Below are 16,943 nucleotides of genomic sequence, written 5' to 3'. Positions count from 1 at the left end.
TGCGTTATAGATAAATCGGACAAAAGAAAACTGTGCAAAATGGAGTTTTATATGGAACAGGAAAAAAGAATGCTAAAAAAACGATTGACCGATTAAATGAAATATTGTATGCTGCTTTTATATGGTGCAAGAGGGAAAGAAAGCAGGTGTTGACCTATCCGTTCACAAAGTGAAATTGCTTATCAGCAAATCAAGGATATGATTTTTCGCATGGAGCTGCTGCCCGGCACGCGGATCCCCGAACTTCAGATATCCGCCAAGCTCTCCATCAGCAGGACCCCGATCCATGACGCGCTTCGGCGTCTGGCGGCAGAGGGGTTGGTAAGAATCGGCCCCAACCGCGGCGCGTCGGTCAGATGCTTTAGCGACGAGGAGATCAAGGAGATCGGCGCGATCCGCCTGTCGCAGGATATTTTGTCGGCGCAGCTCGCGTCCTACTATGGAAGCGCGTCCGACTTCGATCAGCTCGACCGCATGGCCGACAGCTGCGAGGAGGCCGCCGCGAGGGGCGACGTTTATGGGCGTATCCGCGCGGATGATGATTTCCATTTGGAGATCGCTAATATTTCGCGCAACGCGCAGCTGATCCGGCAGCAATACGCGATCTATCAGCAGGTTCATCTCATTCAGGTGTCCAAATACACCGATATCGAGCACAGTCTGATCCAGATCCATCATCACAAGCCGATCATAGCGGCGATTCGCGGCAGAGATCTGGACGATATCCGCACGCTGAACTGCGAGCATATCAAGGACTTTTACGGCATCGATCCGTATCTTCTCAAATGCTTTGGCGGGATAACCGACACAAAGCAATGAGCGCGGACGCACGTTTGAGAAGGGATGGTGTACGACATGAAAAGCAACCCGGCGGACCGGACCGCCATGGATGCCGGGCAACCGGCCGCCAAACGAACCAAGCGCCAGCTGCAGGCAATGGAAACCAAGGATAAGATCTATAACGCCGCCTTGAAGGAGATCAACGAAAAAGGCTTTGGCAATGTCAGCGTGGAGGACATCACGACGGCGGCCAATGTTGCGAAAGGCACCTTCTATACGCATTTTGAATCGAAAGAGGCGCTTGTTTTCTATACGTTCCAGTGTTCGGACGAAATTTACAAGCAGGCCTACGAGCGGGTAAAGGGACAGGATTTTTTGTACATGGTCACGCATTTCGTACGGATATCCTATACCGCGTACGAAAAACGCGGCAAGGGGATTATTAAGGCCATGATATCGAATTACTTTACCATGCCGGGGCGCAGCTTTTACGGAAGGGACCGCGCCTTGCTCCAATGCCTAAGCGAGATCGTGGAGAGCGGCAAGACGGAGCGGGTGCTCGATACGGCGTATCCGACCGAGCGGTACGTGGATATCCTTCTTTCCACCATGATCGGCGTCGAAGTCATGTGGTGCTTCGATAGTCAGGAGCTCAGCCTCGCGGATCTGATCGAGGAGGCCGTGCTCGTCGTGGCGAAGGGCATGATGCAATGAGCAGCCGCGCTTGGTTTTTGTGCTATCTTTATATTAAATCGGGCGGGCCGTTTCGGCCTTGCCCGATTTCATGTTTTTTGTGCAGTTTATCACCTGTTTGCATAGACCTGTCAAAAGACCCGTGCGCCGGCTGTGGGCGAGCCGCCGGCGCACGGGTCTTTTGCGTTTCGGGCCTGCAATGCCCCACCTGAAGGGATGCAAAAAACACGATAGCTTTGGCAAAGCGCGCGCCCGTCTCTTTCTTTACAATAGGAACCATGAAAGAGCCCTATCCCACATAGCCCTTTCACTGGTAGGAGGCGATGGTTGGTAAGCGTCCACTCGCGGAAAGACCGCGTATCGGACGATATACACAAGATTACGGCAGTATTTTTGTAAACCATTACATCTTTACAATTCAAAACGCTGCGCATATAATGACCTTAAGTCAATGACTGTTAGTCATTAAACGCGTTGCAAAGCACCGGCCGCACTGACCGGTACCATGAAATTTAAGGAGGCAAATGAAACATGGACATGAGTTATTTGAAAGACAAGCCGATTGCAATCTTGGGTGCCGGCGGCGTAGGTAAGACGATGGCGGGCGATTGCGCGCTGGCAGGCAAAGAGGTCCGCATGTGGGACCAGCCCGCTTTCGCGAAGAGAAACTTCGTCAACATCGAAAAGACCGGCATCACTCTGGCTGGGCATCAGTTCAGCTTCTTCGGCTTCAAGCGCACCGGCACCGCCAAGGTTGCTCTGGCGACCGACGATATGGCCAAGGCCGTCAAGGGCGCGGGCATCATTATCGTTGCCACCGTTGCTGTTGCACATGAGTCCATCTTCCGCGAGCTGATCCCGCTGCTCGAGGACGGTCAGGTCATTCACATCCTGCCCGACAACTGCGGCACCTTCATCTTCCGCAAGCTGATGCGTGAAATGAACTGCACGGCCAAGGTCATTGTCGGCGCCTGGTATACCGCTCCGTACGGCGTGCGCATCGTCAACCGCGGCGGCGTAACCACCAACGAGTGCAAGGTAGAGGACCGCATCACCACCATCCGTGGCTGTGCGCTGCCGATGAGCGACAACGACGCCTTCATGGCTTCCGCTTTCTACATTCCCGCCTTTGACGCCATCATCGACGCGGAGGGCGAAGTGACGATCAGCAAGAAGGGCGAGGAGTTCCACCACGGCTTTGTCGTGGGCAACACCGTGCTCGACATCAACCTGTCCAACGTTAACCCTGTCATTCACGTTCCCGGCGCTCTGCTGGCGGTTTCCACCATGCAGAACTTCGACACCGTTTTGGGTCAGGATAAGAAAAAGTACTCCCTGTACGCCTTTGGCGCCTGCCCGGCGATCGCCGAGGTTCAGGCCCGTTTCTGGGAGGAAGAGAAGGCTCTGGCCGCCAAGATGGAAGTCGGCCTGTGCACGGTCAACTACGAAGATTTCTTCTCCCGTACCACCATGTACGGCAAGGAATACATGGGCCCCGACTTCGCCGTTCCGTATGAAGAGAACTACGAGAACTTCTGGGGCGACGGTCCGTTCGATCTCGAAAACCGTTACATCACCGAGGACGTTCCGGTGGGCTGCTACCTGATGAGCCAGCTGGGCAAGAAGTACGACGTGGCCACCCCCATCATCGACGCGATGATCCTGCTGGCCAGCACCATGATCAAGCGCGACCTGATCAAGGACAGCAAGTACACGCTGGATTACCTCGAGATCGGCCACATGACCCACGAGCAGCTGCAAAAGTATCTGCGCGAGGGCGTATACACCGCGAAGTAAAACGGCTTTTTGCCGCTGATCCTGCATCCCATTTGCAGTGGGTTCTGACAGAAAACGTATTGAGCACACGTTTTCTGGCCCAGCCGCTCGGGCAGTGCGGCTGATTCTCTGACAATACACCTACACCTACTTTTACCCCCTATTCTTTCCGGCCAAAGGCGTGCAAAACATTGTTTTGCACGCCTTTGGTTTTGCTGTGCGGCGCACCGGAAAAGGCGGGGAAATTCGCCTGCAAAAAGGGGTGCAAAAAAGTTTGCGATAGGGTGCAAAAAAGCGCAAAATTTTTTGCGGAAACCGGCAAAATCGCTTTGTGCAAAACCACTTAAACAGAAGAAGTCTATTTGTAGACATGTTCAACTCTTGCATAAGTAGCCGCTGGAATCTGTCTCCAAATGAGCTTCTAAATGAAGAAAAATCAAAAAAACCGTAAAAAGCAGAAGAAAAGCACCGCTTAAAACGTGGCGCGCAAAACGAGCATGGCAAAATGCACAAAAAACGCGATTTTAATATACATAATGAAAAGAAGCTTGAACAAAACGCATAAATCGCTTCGGATGAGTTTTGATAGTTTACACAAATTTGATGGAAAATTAAAAAGAAATAAGCTTAGATTGCACAAGTGGCACGATATTTGCTTCTATATAAATGACTGCATCGAACACAACCGCCACATCCGATTCGCACCGGATGTGGCACCCCTAGCTTTCAACAGGGCCCCGCCCGGCGGGGCGTCCAACCAAGACACAAGGAGGAACAACTATGGCGAAAAAGTATATGGAACGCATTGAGGCGCTGAGACAGCAGTATCTGGATACCCGGGTGGACATGGACGTCTACAACGCAAAGTATGTTACCGAGGGCTTTAAGCAGACCGAGGGACAACCGTGGATCATCCAGAAGGCAACGGGCTACCTCAACCAGTGCCGCAAGAAGGACATCTACATTCAAGACCACGAACTGCTGGTCGGCGGCGTCGGCTTCAAGCCCCGCTGCGGCATCCTGAACCCGGACAGCGCCTGCTCGGTTATCGAGAAGGAGCTGGACACCATCAGCACCCGTCCGTTCGACCCGTTCTACCTGAGCGAGGAGGGCAAGAAGGTGTTCCGCGAGGACGTAGCCGATTACTGGCGCGGCAAGTGCGTGCTCGACCGCTGGCGCATCATGGCGCCGGAAGACATGGAGACCCTGCGCGATAACGGCGTGATCTATATCGACCGCAAGGCCGTTCGCGGCTACGGCGAGACCACGCCGAGCTGGAACCGCATTCTGCAAAAGGGCATCGGCGGCATCCGCAAGGAAGCCGAGGAAGCGCTCGCGAAGCTGGACGATTCGGCGCCGGGCGATCTCGAAAAGAGCTTTTTCTACAAGGCCGAATTGATGGCGTGTGAAGCCGTCATCACGCTGGCGCACCGCCACGCCGACCTCGCGGAGAAAATGGCGGCGGAGTGCACGGACGAAGCCCGCAAGGCCGATCTGCTCAAGATCGCCGAGGTTTGCCGTTGGGTGCCCGAGCATCCGGCCCGCACCTTCCACGAGGCTTGCCAGTCCATCCTGTCCTACGAGTACGCGATCTACATGGAGCAAAACGCTTCGTCGTACAATCTGGGCCGTCTGGACCAGTACCTCTATCCGTACTACAAGGCAGACAAGGCCGCCGGCATCCTGACCGACGACGACGCGCAGGAGCTGCTGGATTGCCTGTGGATCAAGATCGCGGAAATGAGCCTGTTCCAAGACGAAGTCACCGCGCAGTACGCGGCCGGTTACTGCATCACCGTGCAGACCAGCTGCGGCGGCATCGATGAATACGGCAACGACGCGACCAACGAGCTGTCCTACATGATGATTCAAGCCACCATGGACGTAAAGTTCAAGGAGCCCAACCTTTCGGTTACTTACAGCATGTCCAAGAACCCGGACGCGCTGCTGCACAAGGCGGTAGAAGCCATCGGCATGGGCCTGACCATGCCGGCGATCTACTCGAACGACATCGGCATCCGCATGATGCAGAACAAGGGCGTGCCGCTCTCCGAGGCTTGGGACTGGAACCCCTGCGGCTGTGTGGAGACCAACCTTTCCGGCCGCATGAAGCAGTACACGGACATCGCCGATATCAACATGGGCGCGGCGGTGGAGCTGGCGCTGAACGATGGCGTCAGCCGCACCACCGGCAAGCGCGTTTCGATCTCCACCGGCGACCCGACGAATTTCAAGACCTTTGACGATTTCTTTGCGGCGGTCAAGAAGCAGATCGATTATATCGTCGATGTAATCGTATCCGGCAACCAGCTGCTCGATTACCTGTCCATGCATTACCGCACCGTGCCGGTGCTGTCGCTGGGCTATGAGCACTGCATGGAATCCGGCAAGGATTACAGCCAGCCGGGCGGCGCCAAGTACACCTGCGGCGGCGGCGTGATCACGGTCGGTCAGGCCGATATCGTCAACTCGCTGGCCGCGGTCAAGTATCTGGTATACGACGAGAAGAAGCTGACGATGCGTGAGCTCTGCGACGCGCTGGCCGCCAACTTCGAGGGCTACGAGGACGTTCAGAAGCTGTGTCTGGAAGCGCCCAAGTACGGCAACGACGACGAGCGCGCGGACTTCTGCGTGGGCGAAGTGTTCACCCATGTTATCGACCAGTTTGAAAAGTACGACACCCTGTTCGGCAAGATGACCTGCGGCATGCTGCCTGTTTCGGGCAACACGCCGATCGGCGAATGGGTAGGCGCGCTGCCTTCCGGCCGCAAGGCGGGCACCCCGCTGACGGACGGCATCGGCGCGACCGGCGGCACGGACGTCAACGGCCCGACCGCGCTGCTCAAGTCGGTCAGCCATATCCCGCACGCGCGCTTCACGCAGGGCACGCAGCTGAACCTGAAGATCGCGCCCGAACTGATTAAGGGCGACGACGGCATCGCCCATGGCATGAACCTGCTCAAGACCATGTGCACGCTCGATGTGTACCACGCGCAGATCAACGTGGTCGACCGCGAGACGCTGATCGACGCGCAGGAGCATCCGGAGCAGCACCGCGACCTGCTCATCCGCGTGGCCGGTTACACCGCCTTCTTCGTCGAACTCGGCAGAGAAGTGCAAAACGAGATCATCGGCCGTACCGAGATCGGCAGCTGGGCCGGCAAGAGCTGCTGCGGCAGATAACCAGATGATTTAGCGAGAGGGGGAGCCGGCTGTGTATCACTTGGTGGCTCAAGCGATCGGTTTTCTTGGCATGGCCCTTTGTATCGGCTGCTTCCAATGTAAAAGCAGCCGGCTCCTGCTCCTGTTTCAACTGCTCGGCAACACGGTATATGTCGTGCACTATCTGATGCTTGGCGCGTATAGCGGCTGCGTCAGCGCCGCGCTTCTCGCGTGCAGCGCGATACCGATCTGCGCGGGCGATCAGCCGTGGGGAAAATGGAAGGGCTGGAAATGGCTCTTTTCCGCGTTGGCGGTCGTCGCCTGCATCTTTACCTATCAGGATATTTTCAGTCTGCTGCCTTGCGCCGCGACTGTCATCTTTATCATGACCAACTACTCCGGCAACGGCAAGGTGATTCGCCGGTGCAAGCTGTTTCTCGTGGGTCCCATGTGGGTCGTTTACAATGCCTATGTGCGTTCCATCTCCGGCACGATGTCCGAAGCGTTCGGCATGGTCTCGGCGCTGGTCTCACTGTGCCGCTTCGGAGCGAAGCCGCTGGAAAAAGACATTGGGGACGCGGTGGACTGCGGCAGCGAGGAACCGGCCGCCCGCTGACGGACCGGATACAAAAGTAACAAACAAGGAGGCGCGAGGCGCTATGGGACTGGAAATGATCGAAAAAGACAGGCAAGGGATGGTGCTGCGCATCGAGCGGTCGTCTATCCACGATGGAGACGGCTTCCGCACGGTCGTGTTTTTTAAAGGCTGCCCCCTGCGCTGCCAATGGTGCTCCACCCCGGAGAGCCAGTCCTTCGGCGTTGAGCATACCGCCGACAATGCCTATGGCAGCCTGATGACCGTGGAGGAGGTAATGAAGGAGATCCGTAAGGATTCCCTGTTTTTCTTCCTTTCCACCGGCGGCGTGACCCTATCCGGCGGCGAGGTTTTGTCGCAGCCGGAATTTGCCCTTGCTCTGCTGAGAAACTGCAAAAAGGAATGCTTCAATACCGCCGTGGAGACCTGCTTTTTTGGCCCGTGGGAGCATATCGAGACCATGCTTCCCTACATCAACACCATCTACGCGGATATGAAGCTGATCGACAGCGACCTGCATAAAAAATACTGCGGCGTGGATAATAGCCTGATCTTAGACAACATGCTGAGAACCAACGAGGTCGAAAGCAAGCTCCGTCTGGTCATCCGCACGCCGATCATTCCGGGCATCAACGATTCCGATGAGGAACTGAACCGCATCGGAGAATTCTGCGCGAAGCTGCGCCATCTGGACTATGTGCAGCTGCTGCCCTATCACCGCTTGGGGACGGAAACCTACAAAAAGCTGGGCCGCCCCTATCTGCTGGAGCATGTCAAATCGCCCTCGTTCGAGGAAATGGAACGCTGCCGGAACGTGATACGGCAATACGTCGGCAAGACGATCTAGGCTAAATATGCTATACTGATGGCTCGACTGTTTCGGCCTAGGGCCGGATTTCAAAACCGCCACATCTTGGATGGGGGAAATACCATGAATCAGAAGGTCAATATTCGTATTTTTCATGAGTGCAACGGGGAGCACGCCCACGAGTTTCCGCAAATTCTGGTGCCGCTCGAGGAAACGATGCAGATTCGGATCGGGGAGACCGAGTATGAGGTCACCTCGCAGGAATTGTGCTTTGTTCCGGCCGGTATGAAGCACCAGTGCAACTATCTGGGCAGGCTGCTGGCGATCGACCTTTCGGAGGATATGCTGGAGACCCGGGACGCCGTGCTGCTGTCCTACCCCCTGATCGTATCGATGCGCGGCCAGATCACCCAGTTGGTCGAGCTGATCCAAGCCGAGCTACAGCAGAATCCGGACAGCAAATCGGTGCGTTACCTGTACAGCTACCTGTACTCCAAGCTGATCGAAAACTGCGCCGCGCCGTCCATCCGCTACATCAGCCAGTATTACGATCTGCCGATCACGGTCGATCAGCTGGCGAAGATCGAAAATTACAACGTCACCTATTACAGCGACTGGTTCAAACAGCAGACCGGCTTTTCGCCCAGCCTGTATCTGCGCTGCATTCGGATCGACCGGGCGAAGGAGCTGCTTACAAGCACCAATTTCAGTGTGATGGAGATCGCCGTCATGGTGGGCTATTCCAGTAATTCCACCTTTACGCGCGCGTTTCATAATATCACCGGCATGACCCCAAAGGCCTACCGGGAGTGCCCCTGCTTCCAAAAAATCGGCTAAATGATCACCGTTGTATTCAAACAAAGGGGCGTTACGCCCCGTAAATATGAAGGAGATATGACTATGTACACTTCCAAAAGCGCAAACCGCAAGTTCAAGCTTGGCATGCACAGCTACACCCTGCACCTGAGCGGTCTCGGCGAAAGCTGGGGCTTCCAGAGCGAAGGCAAGACCTTTGCGTTCGACAAGGTGATTGATCTGGATAAACTGATGGATCTGGCGGTGGAGGAGGGCATCGAAGTACTTCACATCACGCTGGTCGATCTGGATAACGATGTTTCGCCCGAGCATCTCGCGGCCGTCAAGGCGAACGCGGAAAAGCACGGTCTGGATTTGGAACTGAACGTTTCCTTCAACGCGCCGAGCGATCCGCGCGTCAACGCCACAATCGAGGACGCGCTCGAGATCGGCCACGCGATCGGCGCGAAGCTGGTTAAGTTCAGCACCGATGTGGAGCATCCGCACCCCATCTCGCACGCCTGCATGTGCCCCGAGGCAATGGCGCAGATGTCCGAGATCGTGATGAATTTCAAAAAGAATCTTCCCACCATTGAAAAGTACGGCATGAAGATTGCCATCGAGAACCACTGCGACCTGTTTTCGGACGAGGTCATTTGGATGGTCAAGCAGCTCAATCACCCGCTGATCGGCGCTTGCTGCGACACCATCAACTCGCTCATGATGGCCGAAGGCATCGAGGAATGCGTGCGCAAGATGGCGCCGTACTGCTACTGCGTGCACTTCTGTGATAACCGCGTGTTCGCCGACCCGGACGGCACCCATTCGCTGGGCTGCGCCATCGGCGACGGCGATGTGGACGTGATCGAGGTCATGAAGATCCTGCGCGAGAACGCGCCCGAGGAACTCGACACCATCGACCTTGAGATCGAGCTGCCTCTTTCCGGCTACACGCTTGAGGAAGGCAGAAAGGAGGAAATCGACGCCATGCGCAAGAGCATCAAGTACATGCATGAGGTGCTTGATATCGGCATCACCGGCCGCTGAGGACGTGCGCCGCGCGTAAATAAAAACAGGATAAGACGGCTTATCCCTGCAAAACCCCAATAGACACCCGGTTCTATACGAAATAAAATGGACATCGTTTTACAGAGTGAAAGGGGAATAAGAATGAGTTTCGCAGATATCATTATGAAGATCGACAACTGGCTATGGGCTACTCCGCTGATCGTACTTGTTTTTGGTACGGCGGTCGCTTATTGTATCGCCATGAAATTCGGCAACGTCACCAAATCAAAACTGCAGTGGAAGCTGCTGACATCGGGCTCTGGCTCAAGCGAGGGCATCTCCCCGTTTGAAACCTTCTGCTCGGTCGCCGCGTATCGCGTCGCGGTCGGCAACATCGGCGGCGTTATGGTCGCGATCATGTACGGCGGCCCCGGCGCCGTGTTCTGGATGCTGGTCACCGCGCTGGTCACCTCGGCGATCGCTTACGCGGAAAACAGCCTAGGTCAGATCTACAAAGTTCGCATGGATGGACAGTACCGCGGCGGCCCCTACTTCTATATGGAAAACGGCCTGCCGTGGAAGAAGCTCGGCAAGGTGGTCGCCGTTATCTTCGCGCTGCTGGCCATGGTCGGCGTGCCGCTGCTCGTTACCGGCCCCAGCGCGAACAACATTGCCATGGCGTTTGAGAACAGCTTTGGCGTTGCGCCCGTTATTTCCGGCGCTGTCATTGCGGTTTTGCTGTTCCTCGTCATCTCCGGCGGCGTGCGCCGCATCGCGAAATTCTCCACCATTATCGTTCCGTTTATGACCATCGGCTATCTGATCATCACCCTGATCGTGCTGATTGCGAACGCCAGCGCCATCCCCTCGACGATCGCGATGATGGTAGGCAGCGCGTTCAATTCGCACGCGCTCTTCGGCGGCATGATCGGCGGCGCGTTCTCGTACGGCGTCAAGCGCGCGGTCAACTCCTCCGGTTCCGGTTTCGGCGAGACCCCTCCGTCCGCCGCAGCGGCGGAGACCGCGCACCCGGCCACACAGGGCATGGTCAATGCATTTTCCGTTTATATCGACGTTGCCGTTTGTTTCTGTTCCGGCATCATGGCGCTGATCACCGACTGCTTCAACGTGCTCGGCGCGGACGGCGTGGCCTTCATGCACATCGGTTCGGGCTCCGAAGCCATGGCGGTACAGGCGGCCAGCAACACCGCGGGCGTTGTATGGGTACAGGAAGCGGCTAATTCGGTCATTCCCGGCATTGGCGGCGCGCTAATCGCGATCGCCCTGACCTGCTTCGCTTATTCCACCTGCATTGCTTACTATTACGAAGGCGAATCCGGTCTGGCATACCTGTTCCGAAATTTGAAGCAGGAGACCCGCGGCAAGCTGATCTGGGCTACTCGTATCATCATGCCGATAATGTTCTTTATCTGGGCTAACGTTACGGCGTCTACCGCGTGGGCAGTCAGCGAGATCATGTTCGGTCTAATGTCCTGGTTCAACATCGGCGCACTTGTTTTTCTGCTCCCGACGGTCAAGAAAGTGTACGACGACTATATGGCGCAGCGCAAGGCCGGTGTAGAAGAACCGTACTTCAATCCCCAAAAGCTGGGCATTAAAAACTGCGACGTGTGGATGGAAATCAACAAGGAGCAGATTGAAAAGGAACAGATGGAAAGCGAGCAAAAAGTAAATTCTCGGTAATGCATAAAAAAACACCTGCTATTTTGTAAGAAATATACAGAGTGGGGGCGATAGCAATTATGCGGCTTTAACGGGGGCAATCTCAGATAATAGTCTGTTATCTGAAGCGAAGGAAGCATTCTGCTTCCTTCGCTACGAATCAATGGACTACGAACATTTGGGATTGGAGGAACAAAAATGAAAGAGAAAGTTAAAATCAGACCGGCCGTCATGTCTGTCACGGTCATCCTATTTGTACTGATGCTTGCAGCAATCCTCATCAACGGTGAAGCGTTCTACTATGTACTTAATACGGTAGTCATGAACACGCTGATGTCCAGCGTGGGCTGGGCCGTCAGCTTGGTCATGCTGTTTATGGTTATCCTTTGTATCGTCATTATGGTCACGCCGCTTGGCAAAATTCGGCTGGGCGGCCCGAACGCGAAGCCGAAGTTCAGCTATATGCAGTGGTTTGGTATCTCGCTCTGCACCGGTATCGGCGCGGGCGTGGTGTTCTGGGGCGCGGCGGAACCACTGCTGTTCGCCATGGAACCCTCGGCCAGCACCGGTCTTGCGGCCGGCAGCAACGGCGCGGTACTGTGGAGCATGCTGCACTGCTTCCTGCAATGGGGCCTGACGCCGTATGCCAGCTGTGTGATCATGGGCGTTATCCTGTCCTATGCGATCCTCAACATGAACGCGCCCTTTAAGGCCAGCTCCTGTCTGGTGCCGATCTTCGGCGAAAAGGTGCTTAAAAGCCGCTGGTGCGACGTGTTCGACGCGATCTCCGCTTTCGCCCTGACCGGCGCTGTCGCCGGCGGCTTGGGCTACGGCGCGATGCAGCTTTCCGCGGCGGTGAAAGCCTTTACCGGTTTTGAGCCGAGTCCCACGGTGTATGCGATCATCATTATCGTCATGTTCTTCTGCTATAACGCTTCTGCCGTGAGCGGCCTGCGCAACGGCATTACCTGGCTGTCCAACCGCAACACGCAGCTTTTCTTCATTCTGCTGCTGTTCGTGCTGCTCGCCGGTCCCACGGCGTATATCTGCAACCTGTTCACGGAAAGCCTCGGCGAGTACCTGAGCGAGTTCTTCTCCGCCAGCCTGTATACCGCGCCCTACGTGGACAGCGGCATGTGGCCTCAGAACTGGGATATGTACTGGTGGGTCGACTGGATGGCCTACGCGCCGCTGCTCGGCCTGTTCATGGTACGCGTGGCCTATGGCCGCACCCTGCGCGAGTTCGTTCTGATCGAGTGGCTGTTCCCGGCGCTGTTCGGCATCATCTGGTTCTCCGTTTTCGGCGGCACCATTCTGCATGCCCAGCTGTTCGACGGCATCGATTTCTACAGCGTGTATCTGGCGGACGGCGCGGAAGCGCTGACGCTCTCCATGTTCAACGTCTTGCCGCTCTCAACGATAGCGAAGGTCGTGATGCTCATTATTATTACGGTCTCGCTCGTGACGCAATGCGACTCCATGACCGTTACCCTCGCGGGCATGTGCATGGAAAAGAGCGACGAGAACACCGAAGCGCCCATCCCGCTGAAGCTGTTCTGGGGCATCGTGTTTGCCGTGATCGCGCTGGTGTTCACGGTGCTTGGCGGTATTGGCGGTGTAAAAACCATCAAATCCTTCTGCGGCATACCGCTCACGTTCATCTGTCTGTTCGTAACGCTCGGCTACTTACGCTATATGGCCAAACGGCCGCGTAAGACCACCGGCGAATACGAATATGAGGACGCGGTGAAGGACGCGCCCGACAACGGCCAGCCGGAAGCTCCCAAGAGCAAACTTTTGGGCAAACTGGGCTGGTAAAGAATATCAAAATACCGATTCCGATCGGTGCGCAATCAGAATGGAGCTGTGGAACGGTAACAGCTCCATTCTGACTTTTATTCAACAGTTGCCCAACTTATTCCCACGCGGTTTATCATCTTTTTGTCCGATATCGGATTTTTTAGCAAAACGGTCGACGACCCGAAATCAATGTGCTATAATAGCAAAAATACACAAAAACGATAGGCTAGCAGATCGTTTCTGTTCGGATGACAGACCCAGAAAGGACTGATGCCCCATGGAAATTCAGAAATTCAAAAAAATCCTTGTGGCGAACCGCGGCGAGATCGCGCTTCGCATTTTCCGCGCCTGCTATGACCTGAACCTCAGAACCGTTGCGATCTATTCACAGGACGATACCTACAGCCTGTACCGCACCCGCGCGGACGAAGCGTACTTGATCGGCGAAAACAAAAGCCCGCTTGCCGCCTATCTGGACATCCCGGCCATTATCGATCTGGCAAAGCGCCGTCAGGTGGACGCGATCCACCCCGGCTATGGGTTCCTGTCCGAAAACGCGGATTTTGCCGCCGCCTGCGAGCAGGCCGGTATCGCGTTCATCGGCCCATCGCACACCATTTTGGAGCAGATGGGCGATAAGCTGACCGCCAAGACCATCGCGAAGGCGTGCGGCGTTTCCACCATTCCGGGCTCGACCCGCGCCCTGATCGATGAAAACGACGCGGTTCAGCTCGCGGAGGAATACGGCTACCCCGTGCTGCTCAAGGCGGCGGGCGGCGGCGGCGGTCGCGGCATGCGCCGCTGCGATACCCCGGAGGAGATCCGCACCAATTTCCAAATGGTCAAAAACGAGGCCAAGAAGGCCTTTGGCAACGAGGATATCTTCATTGAAAAGTATCTGGTCGAGCCGAAGCATATCGAGGTGCAGGTGCTGGGCGACCAGTACGGCAACATCGTTCATCTGTTTGAGCGCGATTGCTCGCTCCAGCGGCGCTATCAAAAGGTCGTGGAGTTCGCCCCGGCGTGGAGCGTGCCCGAGGAGATCCGCGCAAAGCTGTACGAGGACGCGGTCAAGATCGCCCGGTATGTCGGCTATGTGTCGGCGGGCACGATCGAATTTCTGGTCGACCGCGACGGCAACTACTATTTTATCGAGATGAACCCGCGTATTCAGGTAGAGCACACGGTCACCGAGGAGCTGACCGGGGTCGATCTGGTGCGCGCGCAGCTTTTGATTGCCGAGGGGTATCCGCTGTCCGATCCCGCGATCGGCATCCGCGAGCAGGCGGATGTGCAGGCGCGCGGCTTTGCCATGCAGTGCCGCATCACCACGGAGGACCCCAAGAACAACTTCCTGCCGGATACCGGCAAGATCACCTCGTACCGCTCGGGCGGCGGCAACGGCGTGCGGCTGGACGGCAGCAACACCTACGCGGGCGCGATCATTTCCCCGTATTACGATTCGCTGCTCGTCAAGATCACCTGCCACGACCATACCTTTGGGGGGCTGTGCCAAAAGGCGCTGCGCGCGATCAGCGAGGAGCACATCCGCGGCGTGAAGACCAATATCCCCTTTATCACGAACATTTTGCAGCACCCGGTATTCCGGGCGGGCAAGTGCCACACTCGCTTTATCGACGAAACCCCGGAGCTGTTCGATTTTGAGGAGGGCAGGGACCGCGCGACCAAGGTGCTGCGCTACATTGCCGCGCTGCAGGTCGCCAATCCCTCCGCCGAGCGGGCGCAGTACGATGTGCCGCGCTTCCCAGCGTATCAGGATTCGCCCCCGCGCCGCGAGGGTCTCAAGCAGCTGCTCGACCGCGAGGGGCCGGAAGCGGTTAAGCGGTATGTGCTGGGCGAAAAAAAGCTGCTGATCACCGATACCACCATGCGCGACGCGCACCAATCGCTGCTGTCCACCCGCATGCGCACCCGCGATATGCTGGGCGCCGCGCCCGGCACGGCAGAGATTTTAAACGATTGCTTTTCGCTGGAAATGTGGGGCGGCGCGACGTTCGATACCGCCTACCGTTTCCTGCACGAATCCCCGTGGGAGCGCCTCGACCTGCTGCGCGAAAAAATACCCAACATTCCGTTCCAGATGCTGCTGCGCGGGTCCAGCTTGGTCGGCTACGCGAACTATCCGGATAATCTGGTGCGCGCGTTCGTGCGGCAGGCCGCGAAGGGCGGCATCGATGTGTTCCGCGTTTTCGATTCGCTCAACTGGCTGCCCGGCATGGAGATCGCGATCGACGAGGTTTTGCAGCAGAATAAGCTGTGCGAAGCCACGATTTGCTACACCGGCGACATCATGGACCCCAAACGCGATAAGTATTCGTTACAGTACTATGTCGATCTGGCCAAACAGATTGAAAAGCGCGGCGTGCATATCCTCTGCATCAAGGATATGTCCGGCCTGCTCAAGCCGTACGCGGCAAAAAAGCTGGTCACGGCGCTGAAAAATGAAATCGGCCTGCCCATACACCTGCACACGCACGATACCTCGGGCAATCAGGTCGCGGCGCTGCTGATGGCGGCGGAAGCCGGTGTGGATATTGTGGATACCGCGATCGATTCGCTGTCCTCCATCACCAGCCAGCCGTCGATGAACGCCGTTGTCGCGGCGCTGCACGGGCAGGAACGGGACACCGGGCTGGAGCTGGACCGCTTGCAGGCGCTCAGCGAGTACTGGGCGGACGTCCGGCTGCGTTACGCGTCATTCGATAACGGCATGAAAGCGCCGTCCACCGATATTTACCGGTACGAAATGCCCGGCGGCCAGTACACCAACCTGAAAAGTCAGGTCACGGCGGTCGGTCTGGGCACGCAGTTTGAAGCGGTACGGGAGATGTACATTCAGGTCAACCAAATGCTGGGCGATATCATCAAGGTGACGCCATCCTCTAAAATGGTGGGCGATCTGGCTATTTTCATGGTGCAAAACCAGCTTACGCCGGAAAACATACTGGAAAAGGGCGAAGCGCTCACCTTCCCCGATTCCGTCGTCTCCTACTTCAAGGGCATGATGGGCCAGCCCGCGGGCGGCTTCCCGGAAGGGCTGCAAAAGCTCATCCTTAAGGGAGAGGAGCCCATCACCTGCCGCCCGGGCGAATTGCTGCCGCCGGTGGATTTCGACGCGGCGCGCGAGCAGGTCCGGCAGTTTACGCCGGACCCGAACGACCGCACCGTGGTTTCCTGGTGCCTGTATCCCAAGGTTGTGGAGGAATTTTGCCGCCACCGGCAGGAATACGGCTATATCACCCGCATGGGCAGCCATGTGTTCTTTAACGGCATGGCGCTTGGCGAAACCAACCAGATCATGATCGAGGATGGTAAAACGCTGGTCGTCAAGTACCTCGGTCTGGGCGATCAGAACGAGGACGGCACGCGCAGCGTCCTGTTCGAGCTGAACGGCATGCGGCGCGAAGTGACCGTGCCCGATGTGCAGGCCAAGACCACCGCCCAGCGCATCCCGCTGGCCGATCCGGAGGATAAGGGCCAGATCGGCGCGCCCATGCCGGGCATGGTCTCGCGCGTGATGATCCGCGAAGGCGACACGGTGGAAAAGAATCAGGTCCTGCTGCTGATCGAGTCCATGAAAATGGAGACCTCGGTCGTCGCGCGCATGGCGGGCCGGGTCGAAACGCTCCGCATAGCGGAAAACACGGCGGTAAAGGCCGGCGAGCTGCTTGCGGTAATCAAATAAAATTCCCGTCAGGCGCGGGGGCAAAGGGCGCGTTGCAAAATAAAAGAACGTTCCAAATTTTTGTCATTCTGAGGAGCGAAACGACGAAGAATCTCGCGCGAACGCGCGGTTCCCACGTTAATTCCGCGCGTTCGCGC

Annotated in this window: 11 protein-coding genes; all 11 read left to right on the top strand. The window is 56.6% G+C overall.

What is annotated here, in order from left to right; all coding sequences use genetic code 11:
* The first annotated feature begins 156 nt into the window (after positions 1 to 156).
* The 11 genes from NE562_RS16015 (at position 157) to NE562_RS15965 (ending at position 16,806) form a co-directional block, all read left to right on the top strand.
* Positions 157 to 819, top strand: coding sequence for a GntR family transcriptional regulator (locus NE562_RS16015; protein ID WP_280963430.1), 663 nt, complete (start codon positions 157 to 159; stop codon positions 817 to 819).
* A gap of 36 nt (positions 820 to 855) precedes the next feature.
* A complete protein-coding gene (locus NE562_RS16010) occupies positions 856 to 1,494 on the top strand; it encodes a TetR/AcrR family transcriptional regulator (protein ID WP_280963421.1) in 639 nt (212 codons plus the stop codon).
* Between the two features lie 510 nt (positions 1,495 to 2,004).
* Positions 2,005 to 3,270, top strand: coding sequence for an NAD/NADP-dependent octopine/nopaline dehydrogenase family protein (locus NE562_RS16005; protein WP_280963420.1), 1,266 nt, complete (start codon positions 2,005 to 2,007; stop codon positions 3,268 to 3,270).
* 759 nt (positions 3,271 to 4,029) lie between these two features.
* The gene (locus tag NE562_RS16000; protein WP_280963419.1) at positions 4,030 to 6,432 is read left to right on the top strand and encodes a glycyl radical protein; all 2,403 of its coding nucleotides are present in this window, start codon (positions 4,030 to 4,032) and stop codon (positions 6,430 to 6,432) included.
* 31 nt (positions 6,433 to 6,463) lie between these two features.
* The gene (locus NE562_RS15995) at positions 6,464 to 7,027 is read left to right on the top strand and encodes a YgjV family protein (RefSeq protein WP_280963418.1); all 564 of its coding nucleotides are present in this window, start codon (positions 6,464 to 6,466) and stop codon (positions 7,025 to 7,027) included.
* Between the two features lie 43 nt (positions 7,028 to 7,070).
* Positions 7,071 to 7,853: a glycyl-radical enzyme activating protein gene (locus tag NE562_RS15990; protein ID WP_280963417.1), complete on the top strand. Its 783-nt coding sequence runs from the start codon at positions 7,071 to 7,073 to the stop codon at positions 7,851 to 7,853.
* A gap of 84 nt (positions 7,854 to 7,937) precedes the next feature.
* On the top strand, positions 7,938 to 8,651 hold the full coding sequence (locus NE562_RS15985; RefSeq protein ID WP_280963416.1) for a helix-turn-helix transcriptional regulator: 714 nt from the start codon (positions 7,938 to 7,940) through the stop codon (positions 8,649 to 8,651).
* Between the two features lie 63 nt (positions 8,652 to 8,714).
* Complete coding sequence (locus tag NE562_RS15980) at positions 8,715 to 9,656, top strand: sugar phosphate isomerase/epimerase family protein (protein WP_280963415.1); 942 nt, start codon at positions 8,715 to 8,717, stop codon at positions 9,654 to 9,656.
* A gap of 123 nt (positions 9,657 to 9,779) precedes the next feature.
* Entirely contained in the window at positions 9,780 to 11,321 is a 1,542-nt protein-coding gene (locus NE562_RS15975) for an alanine/glycine:cation symporter family protein (protein WP_280963414.1), read from the top strand.
* A 177-nt stretch (positions 11,322 to 11,498) separates the two neighbouring features.
* The gene (locus NE562_RS15970) at positions 11,499 to 13,118 is read left to right on the top strand and encodes a BCCT family transporter (RefSeq protein WP_280963413.1); all 1,620 of its coding nucleotides are present in this window, start codon (positions 11,499 to 11,501) and stop codon (positions 13,116 to 13,118) included.
* A 259-nt stretch (positions 13,119 to 13,377) separates the two neighbouring features.
* The gene (locus NE562_RS15965; RefSeq protein ID WP_280963412.1) at positions 13,378 to 16,806 is read left to right on the top strand and encodes a pyruvate carboxylase; all 3,429 of its coding nucleotides are present in this window, start codon (positions 13,378 to 13,380) and stop codon (positions 16,804 to 16,806) included.
* The last annotated feature ends 137 nt before the right edge of the window (positions 16,807 to 16,943 follow it).

Origin of the sequence: Butyricicoccus faecihominis (assembly GCF_024462775.1) — a bacterium.
GTDB classification, from domain to species: Bacteria; Bacillota; Clostridia; order Oscillospirales; family Butyricicoccaceae; genus Agathobaculum; species Agathobaculum faecihominis_A.
Note: the sequence above shows the minus strand (reverse complement) of the source record. Positions and strands in the feature narration are given on the sequence as shown.

What these genes read in the sequence shown, in the direction of transcription:
- NE562_RS16010 (WP_280963421.1), top strand. Translation starts at nt 856, where the DNA reads ATGAAAAGCAACCCGGCGGACCGGACCGCCATGGATGCCGGGCAACCG.
- NE562_RS16005 (WP_280963420.1), top strand. Translation starts at nt 2,005, where the DNA reads ATGGACATGAGTTATTTGAAAGACAAGCCGATTGCAATCTTGGGTGCC.
- NE562_RS16000 (WP_280963419.1), top strand. Translation starts at nt 4,030, where the DNA reads ATGGCGAAAAAGTATATGGAACGCATTGAGGCGCTGAGACAGCAGTAT.
- NE562_RS15990 (WP_280963417.1), top strand. Translation starts at nt 7,071, where the DNA reads ATGGGACTGGAAATGATCGAAAAAGACAGGCAAGGGATGGTGCTGCGC.
- NE562_RS15985 (WP_280963416.1), top strand. Translation starts at nt 7,938, where the DNA reads ATGAATCAGAAGGTCAATATTCGTATTTTTCATGAGTGCAACGGGGAG.
- NE562_RS15980 (WP_280963415.1), top strand. Translation starts at nt 8,715, where the DNA reads ATGTACACTTCCAAAAGCGCAAACCGCAAGTTCAAGCTTGGCATGCAC.
- NE562_RS15975 (WP_280963414.1), top strand. Translation starts at nt 9,780, where the DNA reads ATGAGTTTCGCAGATATCATTATGAAGATCGACAACTGGCTATGGGCT.
- NE562_RS15970 (WP_280963413.1), top strand. Translation starts at nt 11,499, where the DNA reads ATGAAAGAGAAAGTTAAAATCAGACCGGCCGTCATGTCTGTCACGGTC.
- NE562_RS15965 (WP_280963412.1), top strand. Translation starts at nt 13,378, where the DNA reads ATGGAAATTCAGAAATTCAAAAAAATCCTTGTGGCGAACCGCGGCGAG.